Below are 17731 nucleotides of genomic sequence, written 5' to 3'. Positions count from 1 at the left end.
TCCTGTAACTCGCGTCCCGCTTCATGATTACGCGCCGCCCCCCGGCAGCACGCCCGCCAGCTTGTCGATGCTGTCGTCCAGCGTTTCCGCATAGTGCAAGTCCTGCTGCAGGAACTCCAGTAGCCGCGGCCGCACCTCGATGGCCTCGTCGACCCGCGGGTCGGTGCCGCGCTGGTACGCCCCCACGTTGATGAGATCCCGGTTCTGCTGCCACACCCCGTAGATCTGCTGGAAGCGCTGCGCCAGCTCCCGGTGGCGGCCGTCGACGATGTTCGGCATGGCCCGGCTCACGGAGGCCTCGATGTCGATGGCCGGGTAATGCCCCGCGTCGGCGAGCTCCCGGCTGAGCACCACGTGTCCGTCCAGTATGGCACGAGCCGCGTCGGCGATGGGATCGTTCTGGTCGTCCCCCTCGGCCAGCACCGTGTAGAACGCGGTGATGGAGCCGCCGCCCACGGGCCCGTTGCCCGCGCGCTCCACCAACCGCGGCAAGCGCGCGAACACCGACGGCGGGTAGCCCTTGGTGGTCGGCGGCTCGCCGATGGACAGGCCGATCTCCCGCTGGGCCTGGGCATAGCGGGTGAGCGAGTCCATGAGCAGCAGCACCTGCTTGCCCTGGTCGCGGAAATGCTCGGCCACCGCCGTCGCCTGCATGGCGCCGTGCAGGCGCATGAGCGGCGATGCGTCCGCCGGGGCGGCCACCACCACCGAGCGCTGCAGGCCTTCCTCGCCGAGAATGTCCTCGATGAACTCCTTCACCTCACGGCCGCGCTCGCCGATGAGCCCGACCACCACGACATCGGCGTTGGTATAGCGGGTCATCATGCCCAGCAGCACGCTCTTGCCCACGCCGCTGCCGGCGAACAGGCCCATGCGCTGGCCCCGGCCCACGGTGAGCAGGCCGTTGATGGCACGCACGCCGGTATCCAGGGGCTGTCGGATGGGCGCGCGGGACAGCGGATTGACCGCCTCGCCCAGCAGGGGCTTGCGCTGGGTGGTCTGCAGGGGCCCGGCGCCGTCGATGGGCCGGCCGGAGCCGTCGAGCACCCGGCCCAGGAGGCTTTCTCCAACCTCCGCCTCGTAGATGCCCTCCAGCGGCGTAACCCGCGCGTTGGGCGTCAGGCCGTAGAGATCCCCGGTGGGCATGAGATACAGGCTGTCATCGCCGAAGCCGACCACCTCCGCCTCGACCTCGGTGCCGTCGGGCGTGGTGATCAGGCAGCGGGCACCCACCGGCGCCTCGCAGCCCTGGGCCTCCAGGGTGAGCCCGACCATGCGGCGGAGTACCCCTGTGGGCACCGGGCGCGGCGGCTCCACGCGCTCCTCCAGGCCGCGCAGGCGCTCCAGCCAGGCGCCCCGCCGTTGCGCCGTCGGCTCGCTCATGTCGCCTCCGGCGCATCGGGGTCTGCGTCGCCGCGGCCCTCCCCGGCGTCTTCGTCCCCGCCGGCGGAGCCGGCGGGATTACGCGCCGCTCCACTTTCGGGAGCCGGCTCGGCCGCCGCAGGGGCTTCGTGATCGGCCGGCCCGGCGCCCTCGTCGACGGCGTCGGCGCGCCCTCCGGATGCCGCCGGCGGATCAGGCTCTCCGGCACCGGACGCCGCCTCGTCGTTGCCGGGACCGTCGGCCCGCACCAGCTCGTCCCGGAGATCCTCCTCGCGGCCGCCCAGGAGCTGGCTCGCCAGCTGCGCCAGGCGTCGCTCCAGGGTCGCATCCACCTCGGAGCGCTCCGCCTCCACGCGGCAGCCGCCCCGGCTCAGCGCCGGATCGTCGACGAGGCGCCAGGCGCGATCGCTGTCGTCCTCCCCCAGCAGCTCGTTGAGAAAGCGGTGGTCGTCGGGATGCACGTGCACGCGCACGTCGCGGGCGGCCATGGGCAGCAGGCCCACGGCCTCGCGAATGACCGCCAGGATCTCGCCCGGCTGCGTCTGCAGCTCGCGGCGAATGACCTGGCGCGCCAGGGTCAGCACCAGCCGCACCAGCTGCTCGTGAACTTCATCGTCCAGCTGCTCCAGCGGCTGCGCCTGGGCCTGGACGAGGTTCTCCAGGATCCGCAGCTTGTCTTTCTGCTCGTCCTGGAGCTTGCCGATCTCCTCTTCACCGGCCTTGTAGCCGGCGTCGTGGCCCTCCCGATAGCCGGCCTCGCGGCCCTCGGCATGGCCTTCCTCCCGGGCGCGGCGGCGGATGTCCTCCAGCTCCTCCGCAGTGGGCGGCCGCAGCGGTGCCTCTTCGGTGTCCCGGGCCTGCTCCTGGGCGGCGCTGCGGCCGTCGCCATCGACGCTGGGAAGCTCCCAGCGCTCCATGGACTCGGCCTCGGTGCCGCGCAGGACCCTAGACAAACTCATCGCCGCCCCCGCCCAGGGAGATCTGGCCCTCATCCGCCAGCCGCTTGGCGATGCTCAGCACCTCCTTCTGCGCCTGCTCGACCTCGCTGAGCCGTACCGGGCCCTTGGCATCCAGGTCGTCCTGGAGCATCTCGGCGGCCCGGCGGGAGAGGTTGCGGAACAGCTTGTCCTTGACGTTCTCCTCCGCACCCTTGAGGGCGAGCACGAGATTGTCCGAGGTGACCTCGCGCAGCAGCGTCTGCACGCTGCGGTCGTCCAGGTTGCCCAGATCGTTGAACACGAACATGAGGTCCTGGATGCGGCCGCCCAGCTCCTCGTCCACGTCGCTGATGGCCTCCATGACCGCGCCCTCGGTGTTGGTATCCATGAAGTTGAGGATGTTGGCGGCCGCCTGCAGCCCGCCGATGGACGAGGACTTGAGGCGCTGCTTGCCGGAGAACTGCTTTTCCATCATTTCGTCGAGCTCCTGGAGCGCCGCCGGCTGTACCCCGTCCAGGGTGGCGATGCGCATGACGATGTCGTGGCGCATGCGCTCGGGAATCTCGGCCAGCACCTCGGCGGCATGGTCGGAGTCCAGGTACGAGAGCACGATGGCGGTGATCTGTGGGTGTTCCAGTCGCAGCATTTCCGCCACGGTCCGTCCGTCCAGCCACTTGAGCTGCTCCAGACCGCGGGTATTGCCGCCCATGAGAATCCGGTCGATGATGCCGCCGGCCTTGTCCTCGCCCAGCGCCTTCACCATGACCGACCGGATGTAGTCCGTGTTGCCGATGCCCAGCGATGTCTGCTGGCCCACGGTGACCACGAATTCCTCCATGACGCCGCCGACCTGCTCGCGGCTGACGTTGGTCAGGCTGGTCATGGTGGTGCCGAGCACCTGGACCTCCCGCGGCCCCAGGTGCTGCAGCACCGAGGCGGCATCATCCTCGCCCAGGCTCATCAGGAAGATGGCGGCGCGCTCGGCGCCGCTGAGCTTGCGTACCGCCTGTTTCTCGTCACCGTTACTCATCTTCGTTCAACCAGTTCTTGATGACGTTGGCCGCCAGCGCCGGATCGCTGTTGACCATCTCGCGGGCCGCGTCGACCCGCTCCTGGCTGTGGTCCGGGCCCGTCTCGGCGGCCCGCTGGGCGATGGAGCCGCTCTCCACGTCCGGGCCGGTGAGGCGCTGCTGATCCGCCGCCGCGGCCTCGCCGGCGGGCGGCAGGCCCTGCCCGTCGCCTTCGCCGCGCCGGGCCGGCCCGGCGTCGGCGCGTCCGACCAGGGCCTTGATCAGGGGCCGCACCACGAACAGGATCAGCGCCAGGGCCACGAGGCCGGCGATGGCCCAGCGCATGAGCTCCTGGGCCCACGGCTGCTCCCACAGGGCGGGCTGGGGCATCTCGGACTGCTGGGCGACGTCCTGGAACGCCGCGTCGACCACGTTGACGCGGTCGCCGCGATCGGCATCGAAGCCCACGGCATCCTGCACCAGGGCGGTAATGCGCTCGATCTGCTCGGCGCTCATGGCCTCGCGGACCGTCTCGCCCTCTTCCTCGCCCGCAACCCGGGGCTGGTCCACCAGCACGGCCACGGTAAGCCGCTCCACGGTACCCGCCGGGTTCTGGACGTGGCGCATGGTGCGGCCCACCTCGTAGTTCCGGGTGGTGCTGCTGGAGGTATCCTGCGGCTGCGGCGTGAAACCGCCGTTGCCGCCCTCGCCCTCGCCATCCTCGCCGATCTGGCCGGCGCCCGGGGGCTGGTTGGTCAGCGCGCCGGGGATGCCCTGGGCCAGCTCGGTACCGCCGCCGCGCTCCTCGCTGGTCTGCTCGCTGCGGATCACGGTGCCGTCGGGGTTGAACATCTCCTCGGTCACCTCCTCCCGGGAGAAGTCCAGGTCCACGTTGACCTTGGCCTTCACCCGACCCTCGCCCACCATGGGCGTGAGCAGGTCCTCGATCCGCCGCTGGTAGTCGCGCTCCAGGCGCTCGCGCATCTCGAACTGGCTGCCGGACATGCCGTCGCCGCTGTCCTCGTCGCGGGTCAGCAGCGTGCCGTCCTGGTCCACCACCGAGACGTTGTCCTCGGTCATCTCCGGCACGCTGCTGGAGATCATGTGGACAATCGCCTGCACTTCCCGATCGCTCAGGCTGCGGCCGCCGTGAAGGCGCGTGGTGACCGACGCGGTGGGCTCGCTGGTGTCGCGGATGAACGCCGACTGCTCCGGCACGGCGATGTGCACGCGCGCGCTCTGCACCGGGCTGAGGCTGCTCACCGTGCGGGCGAGCTCGGTCTCCAGGGCCCGCCGGAACCGCGCCGTCTCCATGAACTCGCTGGTGCCGAAGCGCTGGTCCTCCTGGAGCATCTCGAAGCCGGTGCCCTGGCCTTCGGGCAGGCCCTGGCCGGCCAGGTGGATGCGCGCCTCGTGGACATTCCCTTGCGGCACCTCCACGGCACCGGTGTCGCTGTTAACGCGCACGCCCATTTCCGTCTCGCGCAGCGCCTCCACCACCTGGGCGCGGTCCGCCTCGCTGAGGCCCGCGTAGAGCGTCTGGTAGCTGGGCTGCTGGGCCCAGAAGAACAGCCCCACGCCCAGCCCGATGGCGCCCAGGATTCCGGCGATCAGCCCCATCTGGCGCAGGTCCGGCGCGCTGCGGAAAAAGCGCTGCCACGGCTGCCCGCCGGCGGCCCCGCTTTCCCCGGAGTCGGCGGCGAGATCCTGGGCTTCCCGCGGGCTCAGTGCCTGTGATTCGGCCATGATGCATCCACCTCAGGTCAGACCGGCATGTTGTAGATGTCGCGATAGGCTTCCACCAGGCGCGTGCGCACCTGCTTGGTAGCCTCGAAGGCGACCCGGGACTTCTGCATGGACACCATCACTTCCGTCAGATCCACATCCTCGCCGCGGACGAAGGCCTCCTGCATGTCGCCGGACGTCTGCTGCGCCTCGTTCACCGCCTCCAGGGCATTCTTCATGGCGTCCACGAACTGCGGACCGTCCTGGCTCGGGCCCTGCTGCGGCGCCTGCGTTCCGCCGGCCTGCTCGGCCATGGCCCGCATCTGCTGGAGCAGTTGCTCGGCACCGTTGTTGTTCACCGGATTCATAGCACGCCTCCGTTGTTCTCACCCATGAACCGGCCCGCAAAATCGGACTCCGGCTCCACGGTCTTCCCGTTCATCCCGTCTGCGCCTGCATGCCGCTGCTGTCCGGCACCGCCACACCGTTGTCGCGCATGCGGGCGATCTTGTAGCGCAGCGTGCGCACGCTGATGCCCAGTCGATCCGCGGTGTTCTTGCGGCTGCCGTTGGTCTGTCGCAGGGTGTCAAGAATCAGTCGGTGCTCGCTGTCGCGCAGGCTGTCGTCCAGCGACGCCTCGCCGGCTTCCTCGGCCTGGGGCGCGGCCATCGGCGCCATCTCGAAATGCAGGTCGTCGGCGTCCACGTGCTCGCCGTCGGCAAGGATCAGGGCCCGCTGGATCACGTTCTCCAGCTCGCGGACATTGCCCGGCCAGTCATGGTCGAGCAGCCGCCGCCGGGCCGCCGGCGACAGCGTCGCGCCGCCGTCCCCCAGGCGGCGCAGAAAGCCCTCGGCCAGCGGCAGGACGTCGTCGCGACGCTCCCGCAGGGGCGGCAGCTGGATGGGGAACACGCACAGGCGGTAGTAGAGGTCCTCACGGAACGCGCCGCTGGCCACCGCCTCGCGCAGATCCCGGTTGGTGGTGGCCACCACGCGCGTGTCCACCGGCACGGGGTGGCTGCCGCACAGGCGCTCCACCTCGCGCTCCTGGAGCACGCGCAACAGCTTGGCCTGGAGCCCGGCATCGATCTCGGAGATCTCGTCCAGCAGGAGCGTGCCCCCGGAGGCCTGCTCGAACTTGCCGGCGTGGCTGCGGGTGGCGCCGGTAAAGGCGCCCTTCTCGTAGCCGAACAGCAGCGCCTCGAGCATGTTCTCGGGAATGGCTGCGCAGTTGACGGCGACGAACGGACCGTCGGCGCGCTCCGAGTGGGTGTGCAGATAGCGGGCGAAGACCTCCTTGCCGGTGCCGCTTTCGCCGTTGAGCAGCACCGTCACCGGCTTGGAGGCAACCCGGCGGGCCAGGTCCAGGACGGCGCGCGTGCGCTCGTCCGACGCCACGAGGCCGTCACCGCCGGCCGGAACCGCGTGGCGCCGGACTATGGACAGCACGGCGGCCGGGTCGTCCGGCGCCGACAGAAAATCGACGGCGCCGTAGCGGATGGCCCGCACGGCCCGGGGCACGTCCGCCCCCGCCTCCATCACCACCACCGGGGGTGCGCCGGGCCGGCGCCGCAGGCGACGCCAGTCGCCCACGCTCGTCCCGTGCACCAGCGCAAGCCCCACCGGGCCCGCCGCCACGGCCTCGCAGGCCGTCTCCACCGAGGCCGCCGGCACGGGTTCGTAGCCGGCCGCCGTCAGGGCACGGCAGGGCTCCGCCCGCAGGCCTTCATCAGCGGCCACCACCAGTATTCGGGTATTCGACACGGCGCACCCTCCTGCTTGCAGCCGTCGGCGTCAGAGCACCGACGGTCCGGAATCCGTGCAGCAGGGCGGTTGCAGCATCCGTGCCAGGCAGGAGAATCAGGCACCAGCGCGATACCAAAGGGATTGTAGGAGCGGCTTCAGCCGCGACCTTCCAGGGAATCGGCCCTCCGGACATGGTCGGGGCTGAAGCCCCTCCCACGGAATTCTGCAGCAAGCTTCACCGAAGCCGTGTAGGAGTGGCTTCAGCCGCGACTGTTGCAGAGCACTCGTTCTCTGGAAGGTCGCGACTCACGTCGCTCCTAAGGCGGGTTCAATCGGGGTTCAACCCGACCTCAGGCCTCTTCCGGCCGCTGGATATCGTACTTGCGCAGCTTCTCCACCAGGGTCGTGCGGCGCAGGTGGAGGAGCTTGGCGGCCTGGGCCACCACGCCGTCGGACTCCTGCAGCGCCTCGCGGATCAGCCGCTGCTCGAGGTCGCCGAGGTATTCGCGCAGATCGATGCCGCCGGAGGACCACTCCACCATGCGCCCGTCCCGGCCGGCGACGGCGTGGCCGTTGAGCCCGGGCGGCCCCGCCGCACGGATTCCGGCGCCGTGGACGCCGTTGTCCGGGGCCGGCTGGTCGGCGGCATCGGCCTCGATGCCGCCCGGCAGGTCCGCCTGTTCATCCTCGGCTCCCACTTCCCGGAGGATCTTCTCGGGCAGCTCCTCCACCACCACCTCACCGTAGGGGCAGATGATGGCCAGGCGCTCGACGAGATTGGCCAGCTCGCGGACGTTCCCGGGCCACTCGTAGCGGGTCAGCGCCGAAAGCGTGGCCGGCGACAGGCTGACCGCGCCGCGCCCCTCGTCCTCCACCCGCTGGGTGAGCTCCTCCACCAGCACCGGGATATCCCCCGGACGATCGCGCAGCGGCGGCATCTCGATGGGGAAGACATTGAGGCGGTAGAACAGGTCCTCGCGGAAGTCGCCATCGCGAATCCGTGCCTCCAGGTCCCGGTGGGTGGCGGCGAGCACCCGCACATCCGCCTCGATGGACTTGTTGCTGCCGACCCGCTCGAAGGTGCGCTCCTGCAGCACCCGCAAGAGCTTTACCTGCATGTTGGGACTCATGTCCCCGATCTCGTCCAGGAAGATGGTGCCGCCCTGGGCCATCTCGAAGCGGCCCTGGCGCGCCGTGATGGCGCCGGTGAAGGCGCCCTTCTCGTGCCCGAACAGCTCGCTCTCCAGCAGCTCGGCCGGGATGGCGCCGCAATTGATGGGCACGAACGGTCCGTTGCGCCGCTCCGAGAGGGCATGGATGTTCTGGGCGACGACTTCCTTGCCGGTACCGGATTCCCCGGTGATGAGAACGCTGGCGTCCGTACCCGCGACCTGCTCGATGAGCTTCTGCACGCGCTTCATGGGCCGGCTCTGCCCCACCAGGCGCGGCGTGCCCGTCCTGCGCGCCATGCGCTCGCGTCGCTGGGCATTGTGGCTCAGGGCCTGCTTCAGGGCTGCGGCGAACTGCGCCTGCCGCAGGGGCAGATCCAGCGTGCCCAGCACGTTCGCGGTGAGGCTCTCGGCAGCGACCCGCCCTGCTCCCTGGGGCGTCAACAGGAACACCGGCAGGTTCTCGGCGAGCCGGTTGATGCGCTCCAGCGCCGCACGCCAGCCGGCCTCCTGCGGGTCGCCGGCAAGCAGGGCAAGCGCCGGCTCCCCCCGCCCGAACGCGCGTTCCAGCTCATCCGGTCCCGCACAGCGACAGGTCTCGTGGTCCTGGAAACGCAGCACCGCCTCGACCGCCGAAGCCCGTTCGCGGTCTTCGTCGTAGATCACCACACTGACCACACGCACCCCCGATGGATGTTCTTCTTGATTCGTCGTCCGCTTCTGGCTCTGGTTGTTGCCGCGTGACGTCAATAACCCGACGGTAGTCGCCGGCCAACAACAGTGTCAACGAACCGTCGCCCGGAATGGGAAGTGCGTCACGGGACCATGCAGGTCGGGCGGCAACGCCCTTTATGGTAGGACTCAGACGGAGTCAGGATCCATGCACCCGCTCGTCAGCGCACGGAAGGAAGAACGGAATAATCCGGCCGAAGGAGCGACGTGAGTCGCGACCGTTGCAGAGCGCATCAACCGGACGGCTGCCGGGGCTGAAGCCCCTCCCACAGGGTTCGCTGGAGAGCCTTTGCAATAGGCTGTAGGAGGGGCTTCAGCCCCGATCATCCCGGAGGGCCGATTCACTGGAAAGTCGCGACTGACGTCGCTCCTACAGCTGATATGGCAGGAGACGGCCGCAGATGCGACCTATCGCGAATACCGCCGGTACTCGGACAGGGCGGCCTTGCCGGTCTGGGTCTTGCGCACGGCGTCGCCGGCCTCGTCCCGGGCGGCGACGGCCAGGCGCTGGAGCTCGGGATCGATTTCCAGCAGCTCGCGGATGCAGTACTGCACGGTCTCTACGGCCTCGGTGGGGATGGGGTCGGCGAACAGGGCCTCGCTCAGCTCGCGGCGCTGCCCTTCCTTGGCGGCCACGGCGGGCCAGTCACCCTGGCGGGCGGCACGCAGCATCTCCTCGGTGAGCCCGAGGAGGCGCCGCGCTGCCTGCTTCTTCTCGTCTGCCGTCATGGTCTGGCCCCGGTGCTGCGCGTCCTGCGCGGGGTGGATCGGCGCTCAGCCGGTGACGCTGACCCGCTGCGGCTCGCCGGAGCCGTCGGAAGGCTCATTGCCCATGCGGACGGCCTCTGCGCGGATGTCGTCCCAGCCGGACTTCAGCTCCTGCATGAGCTCCATGGCCTCATCCAGCCCTGCCGGATCATTCGTCCGGTGCGCCTCCTGTACACGCCGCAGCATGTAGAAATACATGGAGGAGAGATTGCCGGCAACCTCCGGGCCCTTGTCGAAATCCAGGGAGTCCAGCAGGCCTTCGAGAATCCGGCAGGCCTTGTTCACGGCGACCCCCTTGGCCTCGGTCTCGCCGCGCTGCATGGCGCCCTTCGCCTCCGCCGTGCGGGTCACGAAGCCCTCCATGAGCATCTGGATGAGCCGGTGCGGATCGGCGAACTCCGCCGAGTGCGTGTTCACCTGCTGGTACGCCTTGATGTTGTCGTAGGTCATGCTGCTCGCTCCTTGCCCCGTGCTCTCCGCTCAACGGCGGGCTTGTCGATCATGGATCCGGCGGCTACGGCATCATGCCGCCACTGCCCAGCTGCTGCTGGAGGAAGTTCCCGGTCCGCTGCAACTCGGCGACCAGAGAGTCCATGGATGAGAACTGCCTGGTATAGCGCTCCTCGACCCGGGCCATCCGGTCGTCGAGATCTGCGCGGTCTTCTTCCAGGCCGTCGAGCCGGTTGTTGAGGCTGCTCGTGCGGCTGTCCAGGCTGCCGTCGGCACCGATCAGGTCGTCGAGCCGGCTGTCCAGGGCCGACATGATGCCCCGGGAGAAAAGCACCGAGCCGAGCTCGCCCGTCTGCCCGCCGTCGACCTGGACCTTCAGGCCTTCCGCGGGGCCGCTCTGCGCCGTCAGGTACTGCCCGAAGCCCTCTGCTGCCGCTCCGTCGATGGACCCCTGGACATCGGTCCCCGCGGTGCCGTCGGCGACGGACAGCCCCAGGTCGTTGGCCACGCCTGCATCCGCCGCGACGATGTTCACGGTGGATTCCGAGCCGTAGCGCTGGGAACGGATATCGAAGCGGTTTGCGCCGGCGTTGTAGTCGACGAACACCTCACGGTCGTTGTCCACGAGGTTGTCGTCGCCGTTGATCACCGACTGGATTTCCCGGGCCAGCTCGTCACCGTTGTCGTAGGTGCCGGGGCGGATGCTGATGGTCTCCGACCGCGTCCCGTCGACGCTGATCTCGAACGTATTGTCGCCGTCCTGGACTTCCACGGGATTGGCGGAGAAGTCCCCCGGCAGAACGCCGTCGCCCTGGTACACCCCGCGTGTCGCCAGGCTATCCACCTGGATGGCGTACTCGCCGGGCTCGGTGGTGCTGCGACTGCTCTCGAACGAGAAGCCATCCCCTTCGACAATGCCCTTGGCCGAGAACAGGGCCGTGACCGCCTCGGGGTCCTGCTCCAGGGCGCTGTCCAGGCGATCGGAATCCAGCTCCAGGGAGCCGTCCCTCTTCGTGAGCACACCGATATCCGCCATGGCCCGAACCGGCCGCCCTTCCAGCACCTCCACCCGGGAGGTCAGCTCGTTGCGCAGGGAATCGATGATGCCGCGAACGGCCGAGTCGCCGTTCAGCGGCCCTGCCTGCTCGGTCTCGGCGTTGTACCCGGTGAGCTTCGCGATCTGGCCCTGCAGCGTGTTGAACGCCTCCACGAAACCCTCGACCTGGGACCGTGCCTGGTCGCTGTCGCGGCTGATCGAGATCTCCGCGTCGCTGGTGGTCGTCTCCTGGAGATCCAGGGTCACGCCCTGGAAGAGGTCGTCGATGCTGTTGCTGGAGCGCGTGATGGCCAGGCCGTCCACGCTCAGCTGCGCGTCCAGGCCTTCGCGCGTTTGCTCCAGCTCGGCATTGGTCTCGTTGAAGGCGAGCCGGCTCAGATCGCTGGTGGAATCATCGGCGTCCACATCGACAAGAAAGCCGTTGTCCTTGCCGGTCTCGGCGGACGAGAACACCAGGCGGTCGCCGCTGCCGTCATCGACAATGGAGGCGCGGATGCCGATGTCGGCATCGTTCACCGCGTCCCGGATGCCGGAGAGGGTATTGCTGGAAGTGTCGATCTCCACCGAGCGCGTACCGCGATCGGCGTTCTGCGTGAAATCCGTGACGTTGCCGTCGGCATCCGTGGTGACGTCGCCGAAGCGGAACGTCAGCGTGCCGGTTCCCACGACATTGTCGCGATCCGCGAAGGCACCGGTCGCCGCGCTCTGGGCGGCCGCGAGCTGGCTCACGCCCACCGCGTACGTGCCCTCTTCCGCGCTGCTGTCCGCGGAGACGGAAATGGCGTCGCTGCTGGAGGTGGCCTTGTTGCTGATGAACGAGTCGGCCTGGCGCAGCTCGGAGACCGTGCTCTGGAACTCGGACAGCGCGCTCTTGACCTTGCCGTAGGCGGAGACCTCCGCCTCCAGGCGCTGCTGCTGGTTGTCGATCCGTGTCTGCGCGGGCGCCCGTTCCGCCTGGACGAGCTGCTGCACGATGGACTTGATATCGAGCCCCGAACCGACGCCGAGCGAGCTGATCGTAGACATATTCCGAACCTCCGACGGCAACGTGTTGCCGATCTGACGGCAATCGGGCGCCGCGGCACCCGGACCGTTGCGCCCCGCAGGGGCGCTGTATCAGGGCCTTGCAGGCCCCGGGCGGTGATCGCGATCACCGTTTCACCTTTCGTGCCAGGCTCAGGCCTCGTCACTGAAGAGCATGCCGCGCATCTCTTCCAGGTTCTCGGCGATGGCCAGGATCTCTTCCGCCGGGATCTGCCGGATCACCTCGTCCGAGCGCGCATCCAGCACCTTGACCACGGCCTTGCCGGTCTCGTCGTCGACGCTGAACTCCAGGTCGCGGCGCACCACCTGAACCGCATCGTTGATCTGCTGCACCGCCTGGCCGAGCTCGTCGCGCCCCTCGTGCTTCTGGGCACGGGCGCCCCTCTCGATGGCCTCGACCGCCCGCTCCAGCGGCCGCGCCTGTTGCTTGTTCGCTGTCTGCTGCACCGCGTTCCCTGTGCGGTCCCGTTCCACTTCAGCAGCCCTTTGCAGCCCGGAAAACGGCTGAAGACTTCCAATGGAATCACTCATGACCCTTCTCCCTGCGATCCGCCTGCGGCGGACCCGTCAACGGGCCCGGGGCAGCTCCCCGGGCCCGCTCCTTCCAGGCGTGAGCCTTACTGCAGCAGAGACAGCGTGTTCTGCGGCAGCTGGTTCGCCTGGGCCAGCACCGAGGTGCCGGCCTGCTGCAGGATCTGGCCCTTGGTCAAGGCCGCCGTCTCGGCAGCGAAGTCGGCGTCCTGGATGCGGCTGCGGGCCGCCTGCAGGTTCTCGGAGCCGATCTCCAGGTTGGCGATGGTGGACTCGAAGCGCGTCTGCACCGCACCCAGCTCGGCGCGCAGGCCGTTGACCTGCTGCAGGGCCGCGTCCATGGTCTGGATCGCCGTATTGGCGTCCTCGCGGGTCAGGACGTTGGTGGTGTTGACGGTGTTGTCCTCACCGCTACCGTTGGCGGCCGACTGGATATTGAGTGTTACCGAGTCACCCGTGGCACTGGTGGTGATATCCTCGCCCACGGGCCCTTCCAGCACGATACCGGCATCGACGTTAATGCCCGTCGCAGTCTGCGACAGAACGCCGTCGGCGTCATCAAGATCGAAGGAAGAGGACGAGCTCGTCAACCGGATGTTGGTGCCGTCGTTGGTTGCCGTGACGCCCGTCTGGCTGCTGGCATCGTTGATGGCAGCGGTCGCCGTATCGATGGTGGCACCGGAGGCGATACCGATCTCGACGTCATTGATGGAGACCGACTCACCGGTCCCGGTGGGAGCGGCGTAGGTGAACGCAGCGGTCGTCTCCGAGGCCTGTCGGGCGGTCACTTCCGAGTCCGAAGAAACGTTATTGATGGCGGAGATCACGTCATTGACATCGGAATTGGCATCAATCCCGCTCAGGTCGACGGAAACACCGTTGATGGACAAGTCATCCGTAAGATCAGCGTCGTAGTCCACTCCGACCAGACCTTCACCTTCCGCCACGCGCGCACCGAGCTGCGTACCGCGCGCGTCCACACCGTCCACGGAGATGGTCTGGTTCGCGTTGGCGCCGACCTGGAACACCAGGTCCTCAAGGGTACCGTCGAGGATGTTCTGCCCGTTGAACTGGGCGGAGTCGGAGATCCGGTTCACCTCATCGACCAGCTCCTGCACCTCGTTGTTCAGGGCCTGGCGGTCGGTGGCGGAGTTGGTGTCATTGGCCGACTGCACCGACAGCTCGCGGATCCGCTGCAGGGCATTGCCGATCTCGCCCAGGGCACCCTCGGCGGTCTGCGCGAAGGAGATGCCATCGTTGGCGTTCCGCGTCGCCTGGTCCATGCCGCGAATCTGGGCGGTGAACCGCTCGGCGATGGCCAGGCCGGCGGCATCGTCCTTGGCGCTGTTGATCCGCAGACCGGAGGACAGCCGTTCCAGCGCTGTATTCAGGTTGTCCTGCGAGTTGGACAGATTGCGCTGCGCGTTCAGCGACGCAATGTTGGTGTTGATTACCTGGGACATGATTGCACTCCTGCGTTAACCCGGTTTTGCCTACACTTGACGTGCCCGGCATGCAGCGGGACGAAGTGTCGACTCACGTGAGTTAACGGCCGGGCGTGCGAGGACTTGAGAGCGGGGCGGCAATTTTTTGTGATCCATGTCGCAAAAACAAGGTTGCGCCCGCGAACGAATCTCATTCCGGCACGGGAACCCCTTCGGCAACAAGCTTCCGGCGCAAGGGCTCCAGCGCCTCGCCGTAGGCACGCCAGCGCTGCACGGACGAGGTGCTGATGGGCTGGGTGACCTGGTAGGCGCTCGCGGTCCGCACGGACCGCCGGTTCTCGTGGGGGCGCAGGCATGCCGGATCGAAGGACAGCCCGGCCCGCTCCAGCAATCGCGGGATCTCGACGTCCGGCCGGGACGCGAGCTGCGCGTGCTCGACCTCGATAAGCCGTTCCCCCAGCAGCGCCCGCCAGTGCTCCATGAGCCGGTAGTAGGCGCCGTAGTACGCAGCCAGCTCTTCCAGGTCGTGCGTATACGGGTGGGGGCTGCCGAAGTTGTGCTGGAAGTTGGACAGGCACACGTCCATGGGGTCGCGTCGGCAATGGATGATGGTGGCCCGCGGGAAGGCCGCCGCGATGAGGCCGACGAACCGGAAGTTGTGCGGCATCTTGTCCGTGACCCGCTGTGCTTCCGGCGCCAGCGACCGCACATGGTCGACATATTCCTGCGCAAGCGCGGCCATGTCCGCGCTGGGCAACTCCGCCAACGCGTCGGGAAGGGGGCGCGGCACCAGGTCACCGAGCGTACTCAGCTCCCCGGCGCCGTGCACGGCCGGGTGCGCCGACAGGATCTGCTCCACCAGCGTCGTCCCCGAGCGGGGCATACCGACGATGAAGATGGGGACGGGGTCGTCGATGCCCGCTGTCTGCCGATCCCGTATCCACTCGGCGGTTATGATGCTCTCAACACGCTCCAGGAAACGCTGATGGTTGGCAACGGCCTCGTCGGAGTAGACCTCCCGTTCCTGGCGGTTGCCCTCCTCCATGCATCGGAACGCGTCCTGGTGACGGCCCGCCTGGTCGAGCGCCTTCGCCCAGGCGAAAAAGAACCCGATCCGCTGTTTACGGGTCCACGAGGAGGCCCCTTTCGCGGCCTTCGGGAAGTACGGTAACCAAGGATCGTCCGCCTGGAACTCGCGGACATGCGCCAGCGCCGTTATGGCATCCACCCCGAAGGGATCGATGTCCAGTGCCTTCCTGAACCACCCCACGGCATCGTCCATGCTACTCCGGGCCCGGGCGAGCAACCCCCGGTTCAACGCAAGGTAGTATCCTTGCGCACCGCGCGCCTCGGCGCGGTCATACGCAGCTTCAGATTCATCAAAACGATCCTGATGTCGCAGCGCACTTCCCAGATTCATCCAGCCGCGATGGGAGGTGGGATCCAGCTCGACGGCTTTGCGCGCTTCTCGCTCGGCGTCTTCCGATCGCACCGGTTCAATCCCCAGGTATGCGCCGGCCAGGTTGACGCGTATGTCCACGCGGCGGGGATAGCGTCGACGCAACGGCTCCATGAGCTCGAGCGCTTCCCTCGCTCGTTGCGCCTTCAACAGTGCAAAGGCGTAGTGGCGCTCTATATCGCCGTCGTGGGGCTTCAGGGACCGTGCTTTCTCCAGAAGCTGCAGGGCCTGCGGGACCTTGCCGCGTTCCAGGGCGATGATGCCCATGCCCTGGATGGCGCCGGCCTCCTCGATGGAAACGGCCAGGGCCTGGCGGAAATGCCTCTCCGCCGTGTCCAGCTCGTTCTTCTTGAGCGCCTTCCAGCCGCGGTCGCTTTCCTGGCTTGCCTTGTTCAATACAGTTGCCATCGTGTCGGTGATCCAGCCGCCTAGTAGTGTGCGATGCGAAGCAAGAACCGTTCCGTTTTCGTTCCCGCGCGCGCCTTCGATACCGCCGTTCGCCGGACGGAGGCGCATTCCTGTTAACGACTGTACACCGGCGGGCTTGAGGGCGTCAGGGGGTTCCCTGTGACGGGGTCGGCAGGCTGGGCGATTCGGTACAACTCCTGGCTCGCCGCTGCCGGAACGTCGGGGCTGAAGCCCCTCCCACGGGCATCGCGCCGGCGGCCATAGGGGAGCCGTAGGAGCGACATGCGTCGCGACCGTTGCAGATGACCTTGTTCTCTGGAAGGTCGCGGCTGAAGCCGCTCCTACACGGCTCCGGTTAAGCCTGGTGCAGAATCTCGTGGGAGGGGCTTCAGCCCCGACATGCCAGCAAGCATCGTCATCTGCAATGGTCGCGACGCACGTCGCTCCTACGGCTCCTACGGCCAGCGCGGTGGGCACCGGGGGGATGTGGAGGAAACGGACGACATTCGACGCGTTTTTCGTTATGATCCGCGCCCATGGAAAACGACCTCACGACCGACGTAACGTTCAAGTCCCTGGGGCTCACCGGGAGCCTGCAGGACGGCCTCGACGAGGCCGGCTTCACCCATTGCACGCCCATCCAGGCGGCCACCCTGCCGCTGGCGCTGCAGGGACGCGACGTGGCGGGCCAGGCGCAGACGGGCACGGGCAAGTCCGCGGCCTTCCTGCTGGCGACCATGCACTACCTCATGGAAACGCCGGTGGAAGAGGACAAGCGCGGCCCGTGGGCCATCATGCTGGCGCCCACCCGCGAGCTGGCGCTGCAGATCCACAAGGACGCCGAGCAGCTCGGCCGCTTCACGGGGCTGAAGTGCGTGGCCGTCTACGGCGGCACCGGCTACGACAAGCAGCGCAAGGCCCTGGAGGACGAGGCGGACATCATCATCGGCACGCCCGGGCGGATCATCGACTTCTACAAGCAGAAGGTGTTCAGCCTGCGCAACATCGAGGTGGTGGTGCTCGACGAGGCCGACCGCATGTTCGACCTCGGCTTCATCGACGACATCCGCTACCTGCTGCGCCGGATGCCGCCGCCGGATAGGCGCATCAACATGCTCTACTCGGCTACTCTCTCCCACCGGGTCATGGAGCTCGCCTACGAGCACATGAACGACCCGGAGACGGTGCGCATCGAGACGGACCACGTCACCGCCGAGAACGTCACCCAGAAGCTCTACCACGTGCCCAAGGAGGACAAGATCCCCCTGCTGCTGGGCCTGTTCCGCAAGCACACGCCGGATCGCACCATCGTGTTCGTCAACACCAAGCGCGCCGCCGACAACGTGATGGGCTACCTCCAGGGCAACGACTACGACGCCGAGGTCATCTCCGGGGACATCCCGCAGCACAAGCGCGAGAAGCTGCTGAAGCGCTTCCAGGACGGCGACCTGCCGATCCTCGTGGCGACGGACGTCGCCGCCCGCGGGCTGCACATCCCGTCGGTGAGCCACGTGATCAACTTCGACCTGCCCCAGGAGGCCGAGGACTACGTCCACCGCATCGGCCGCACGGCGCGTGTGGGCGAATCCGGCGACGCCATCACCCTGGCCTGCGACCAGTACGTGTACTCGCTGCCGGACATCGAGGCCTACATCGGCGAGAAGATCCCGGCCGAGGTGGTGGAATCCGACATGCTGGTGGAGCCCAAGCCGCCGAAGCGGCCCAAGCGTCCCGCGAACGCCAAGGGTGGCCCGCGCAAGTCGGGCAGCGGCGGCGGCCGACGGCCGCCGCGCAACCGCAACGCGGCCAACGGCTGACAGCTGCCCCGATCGCCGCGCGGACGCCGGCGGCACTGGCCCACGGGAG

14 protein-coding genes are annotated in these 17731 nt (G+C 68.1%); 1 reads left to right on the top strand and 13 read right to left on the bottom strand.

Annotation, left to right across the window (positions count from 1 at the left end):
- Positions 1–27: 27 nt before the first annotated feature.
- From fliI to QWY84_RS11680, 13 genes are all read right to left on the bottom strand, one after another.
- Complete coding sequence (gene fliI / locus QWY84_RS11740) at positions 28–1383, bottom strand: flagellar protein export ATPase FliI (protein WP_290202900.1); 1356 nt, start codon at positions 1381–1383, stop codon at positions 28–30.
- Positions 1380–2342 carry a flagellar assembly protein FliH gene (locus QWY84_RS11735; protein ID WP_290202899.1) on the bottom strand — a complete coding sequence of 321 codons (963 nt, stop codon included), beginning with the start codon at positions 2340–2342 and terminating at the stop codon, positions 1380–1382. Before QWY84_RS11735 ends, fliI begins: the two co-directional genes overlap by 4 nt.
- Positions 2329–3351, bottom strand: coding sequence for a flagellar motor switch protein FliG (gene fliG, locus QWY84_RS11730; protein ID WP_290202898.1), 1023 nt, complete (start codon positions 3349–3351; stop codon positions 2329–2331). Before fliG ends, QWY84_RS11735 begins: the two co-directional genes overlap by 14 nt.
- Positions 3344–5077, bottom strand: coding sequence for a flagellar basal-body MS-ring/collar protein FliF (gene fliF, locus QWY84_RS11725; RefSeq protein WP_290202897.1), 1734 nt, complete (start codon positions 5075–5077; stop codon positions 3344–3346). Before fliF ends, fliG begins: the two co-directional genes overlap by 8 nt.
- 17 nt (positions 5078–5094) lie before the next feature.
- Complete coding sequence (gene fliE / locus QWY84_RS11720; RefSeq protein ID WP_290202896.1) at positions 5095–5424, bottom strand: flagellar hook-basal body complex protein FliE; 330 nt, start codon at positions 5422–5424, stop codon at positions 5095–5097.
- 70 nt (positions 5425–5494) lie between these two features.
- On the bottom strand, positions 5495–6820 hold the full coding sequence (locus QWY84_RS11715) for a sigma-54-dependent transcriptional regulator (RefSeq protein ID WP_290202895.1): 1326 nt from the start codon (positions 6818–6820) through the stop codon (positions 5495–5497).
- 332 nt (positions 6821–7152) lie between these two features.
- A complete protein-coding gene (locus QWY84_RS11710; protein ID WP_290202894.1) occupies positions 7153–8649 on the bottom strand; it encodes a sigma-54 dependent transcriptional regulator in 1497 nt (498 codons plus the stop codon).
- A 462-nt stretch (positions 8650–9111) separates the two neighbouring features.
- The gene (locus QWY84_RS11705) at positions 9112–9432 is read right to left on the bottom strand and encodes a flagellar protein FliT (RefSeq protein WP_290202893.1); all 321 of its coding nucleotides are present in this window, start codon (positions 9430–9432) and stop codon (positions 9112–9114) included.
- 45 nt (positions 9433–9477) lie between these two features.
- The gene (fliS, locus tag QWY84_RS11700) at positions 9478–9921 is read right to left on the bottom strand and encodes a flagellar export chaperone FliS (protein WP_290202892.1); all 444 of its coding nucleotides are present in this window, start codon (positions 9919–9921) and stop codon (positions 9478–9480) included.
- A 64-nt stretch (positions 9922–9985) separates the two neighbouring features.
- Positions 9986–12004, bottom strand: coding sequence for a flagellar filament capping protein FliD (gene fliD, locus QWY84_RS11695; protein ID WP_290202891.1), 2019 nt, complete (start codon positions 12002–12004; stop codon positions 9986–9988).
- A gap of 150 nt (positions 12005–12154) precedes the next feature.
- The gene (locus tag QWY84_RS11690; protein WP_290202890.1) at positions 12155–12553 is read right to left on the bottom strand and encodes a flagellar protein FlaG; all 399 of its coding nucleotides are present in this window, start codon (positions 12551–12553) and stop codon (positions 12155–12157) included.
- 86 nt (positions 12554–12639) lie between these two features.
- Positions 12640–14016 (bottom strand): flagellin N-terminal helical domain-containing protein, encoded by a 1377-nt coding sequence (locus QWY84_RS11685; RefSeq protein WP_290202889.1) that lies wholly within the window; start codon positions 14014–14016, stop codon positions 12640–12642.
- A gap of 172 nt (positions 14017–14188) precedes the next feature.
- Complete coding sequence (locus QWY84_RS11680) at positions 14189–15865, bottom strand: tetratricopeptide repeat-containing sulfotransferase family protein (protein ID WP_290202888.1); 1677 nt, start codon at positions 15863–15865, stop codon at positions 14189–14191.
- 536 nt (positions 15866–16401) lie between these two features.
- Between QWY84_RS11680 and QWY84_RS11675 the strand changes: the two genes are divergently transcribed.
- On the top strand, positions 16402–17682 hold the full coding sequence (locus QWY84_RS11675; RefSeq protein WP_290202887.1) for a DEAD/DEAH box helicase: 1281 nt from the start codon (positions 16402–16404) through the stop codon (positions 17680–17682).
- Positions 17683–17731: the final 49 nt, after the last annotated feature.

The organism is Aquisalimonas lutea, from assembly GCF_030409225.1.
Lineage (GTDB): Bacteria > Pseudomonadota > Gammaproteobacteria > Nitrococcales > Aquisalimonadaceae > Aquisalimonas > Aquisalimonas lutea.
This window is presented reverse-complemented; position numbering and strand designations above follow the sequence as displayed.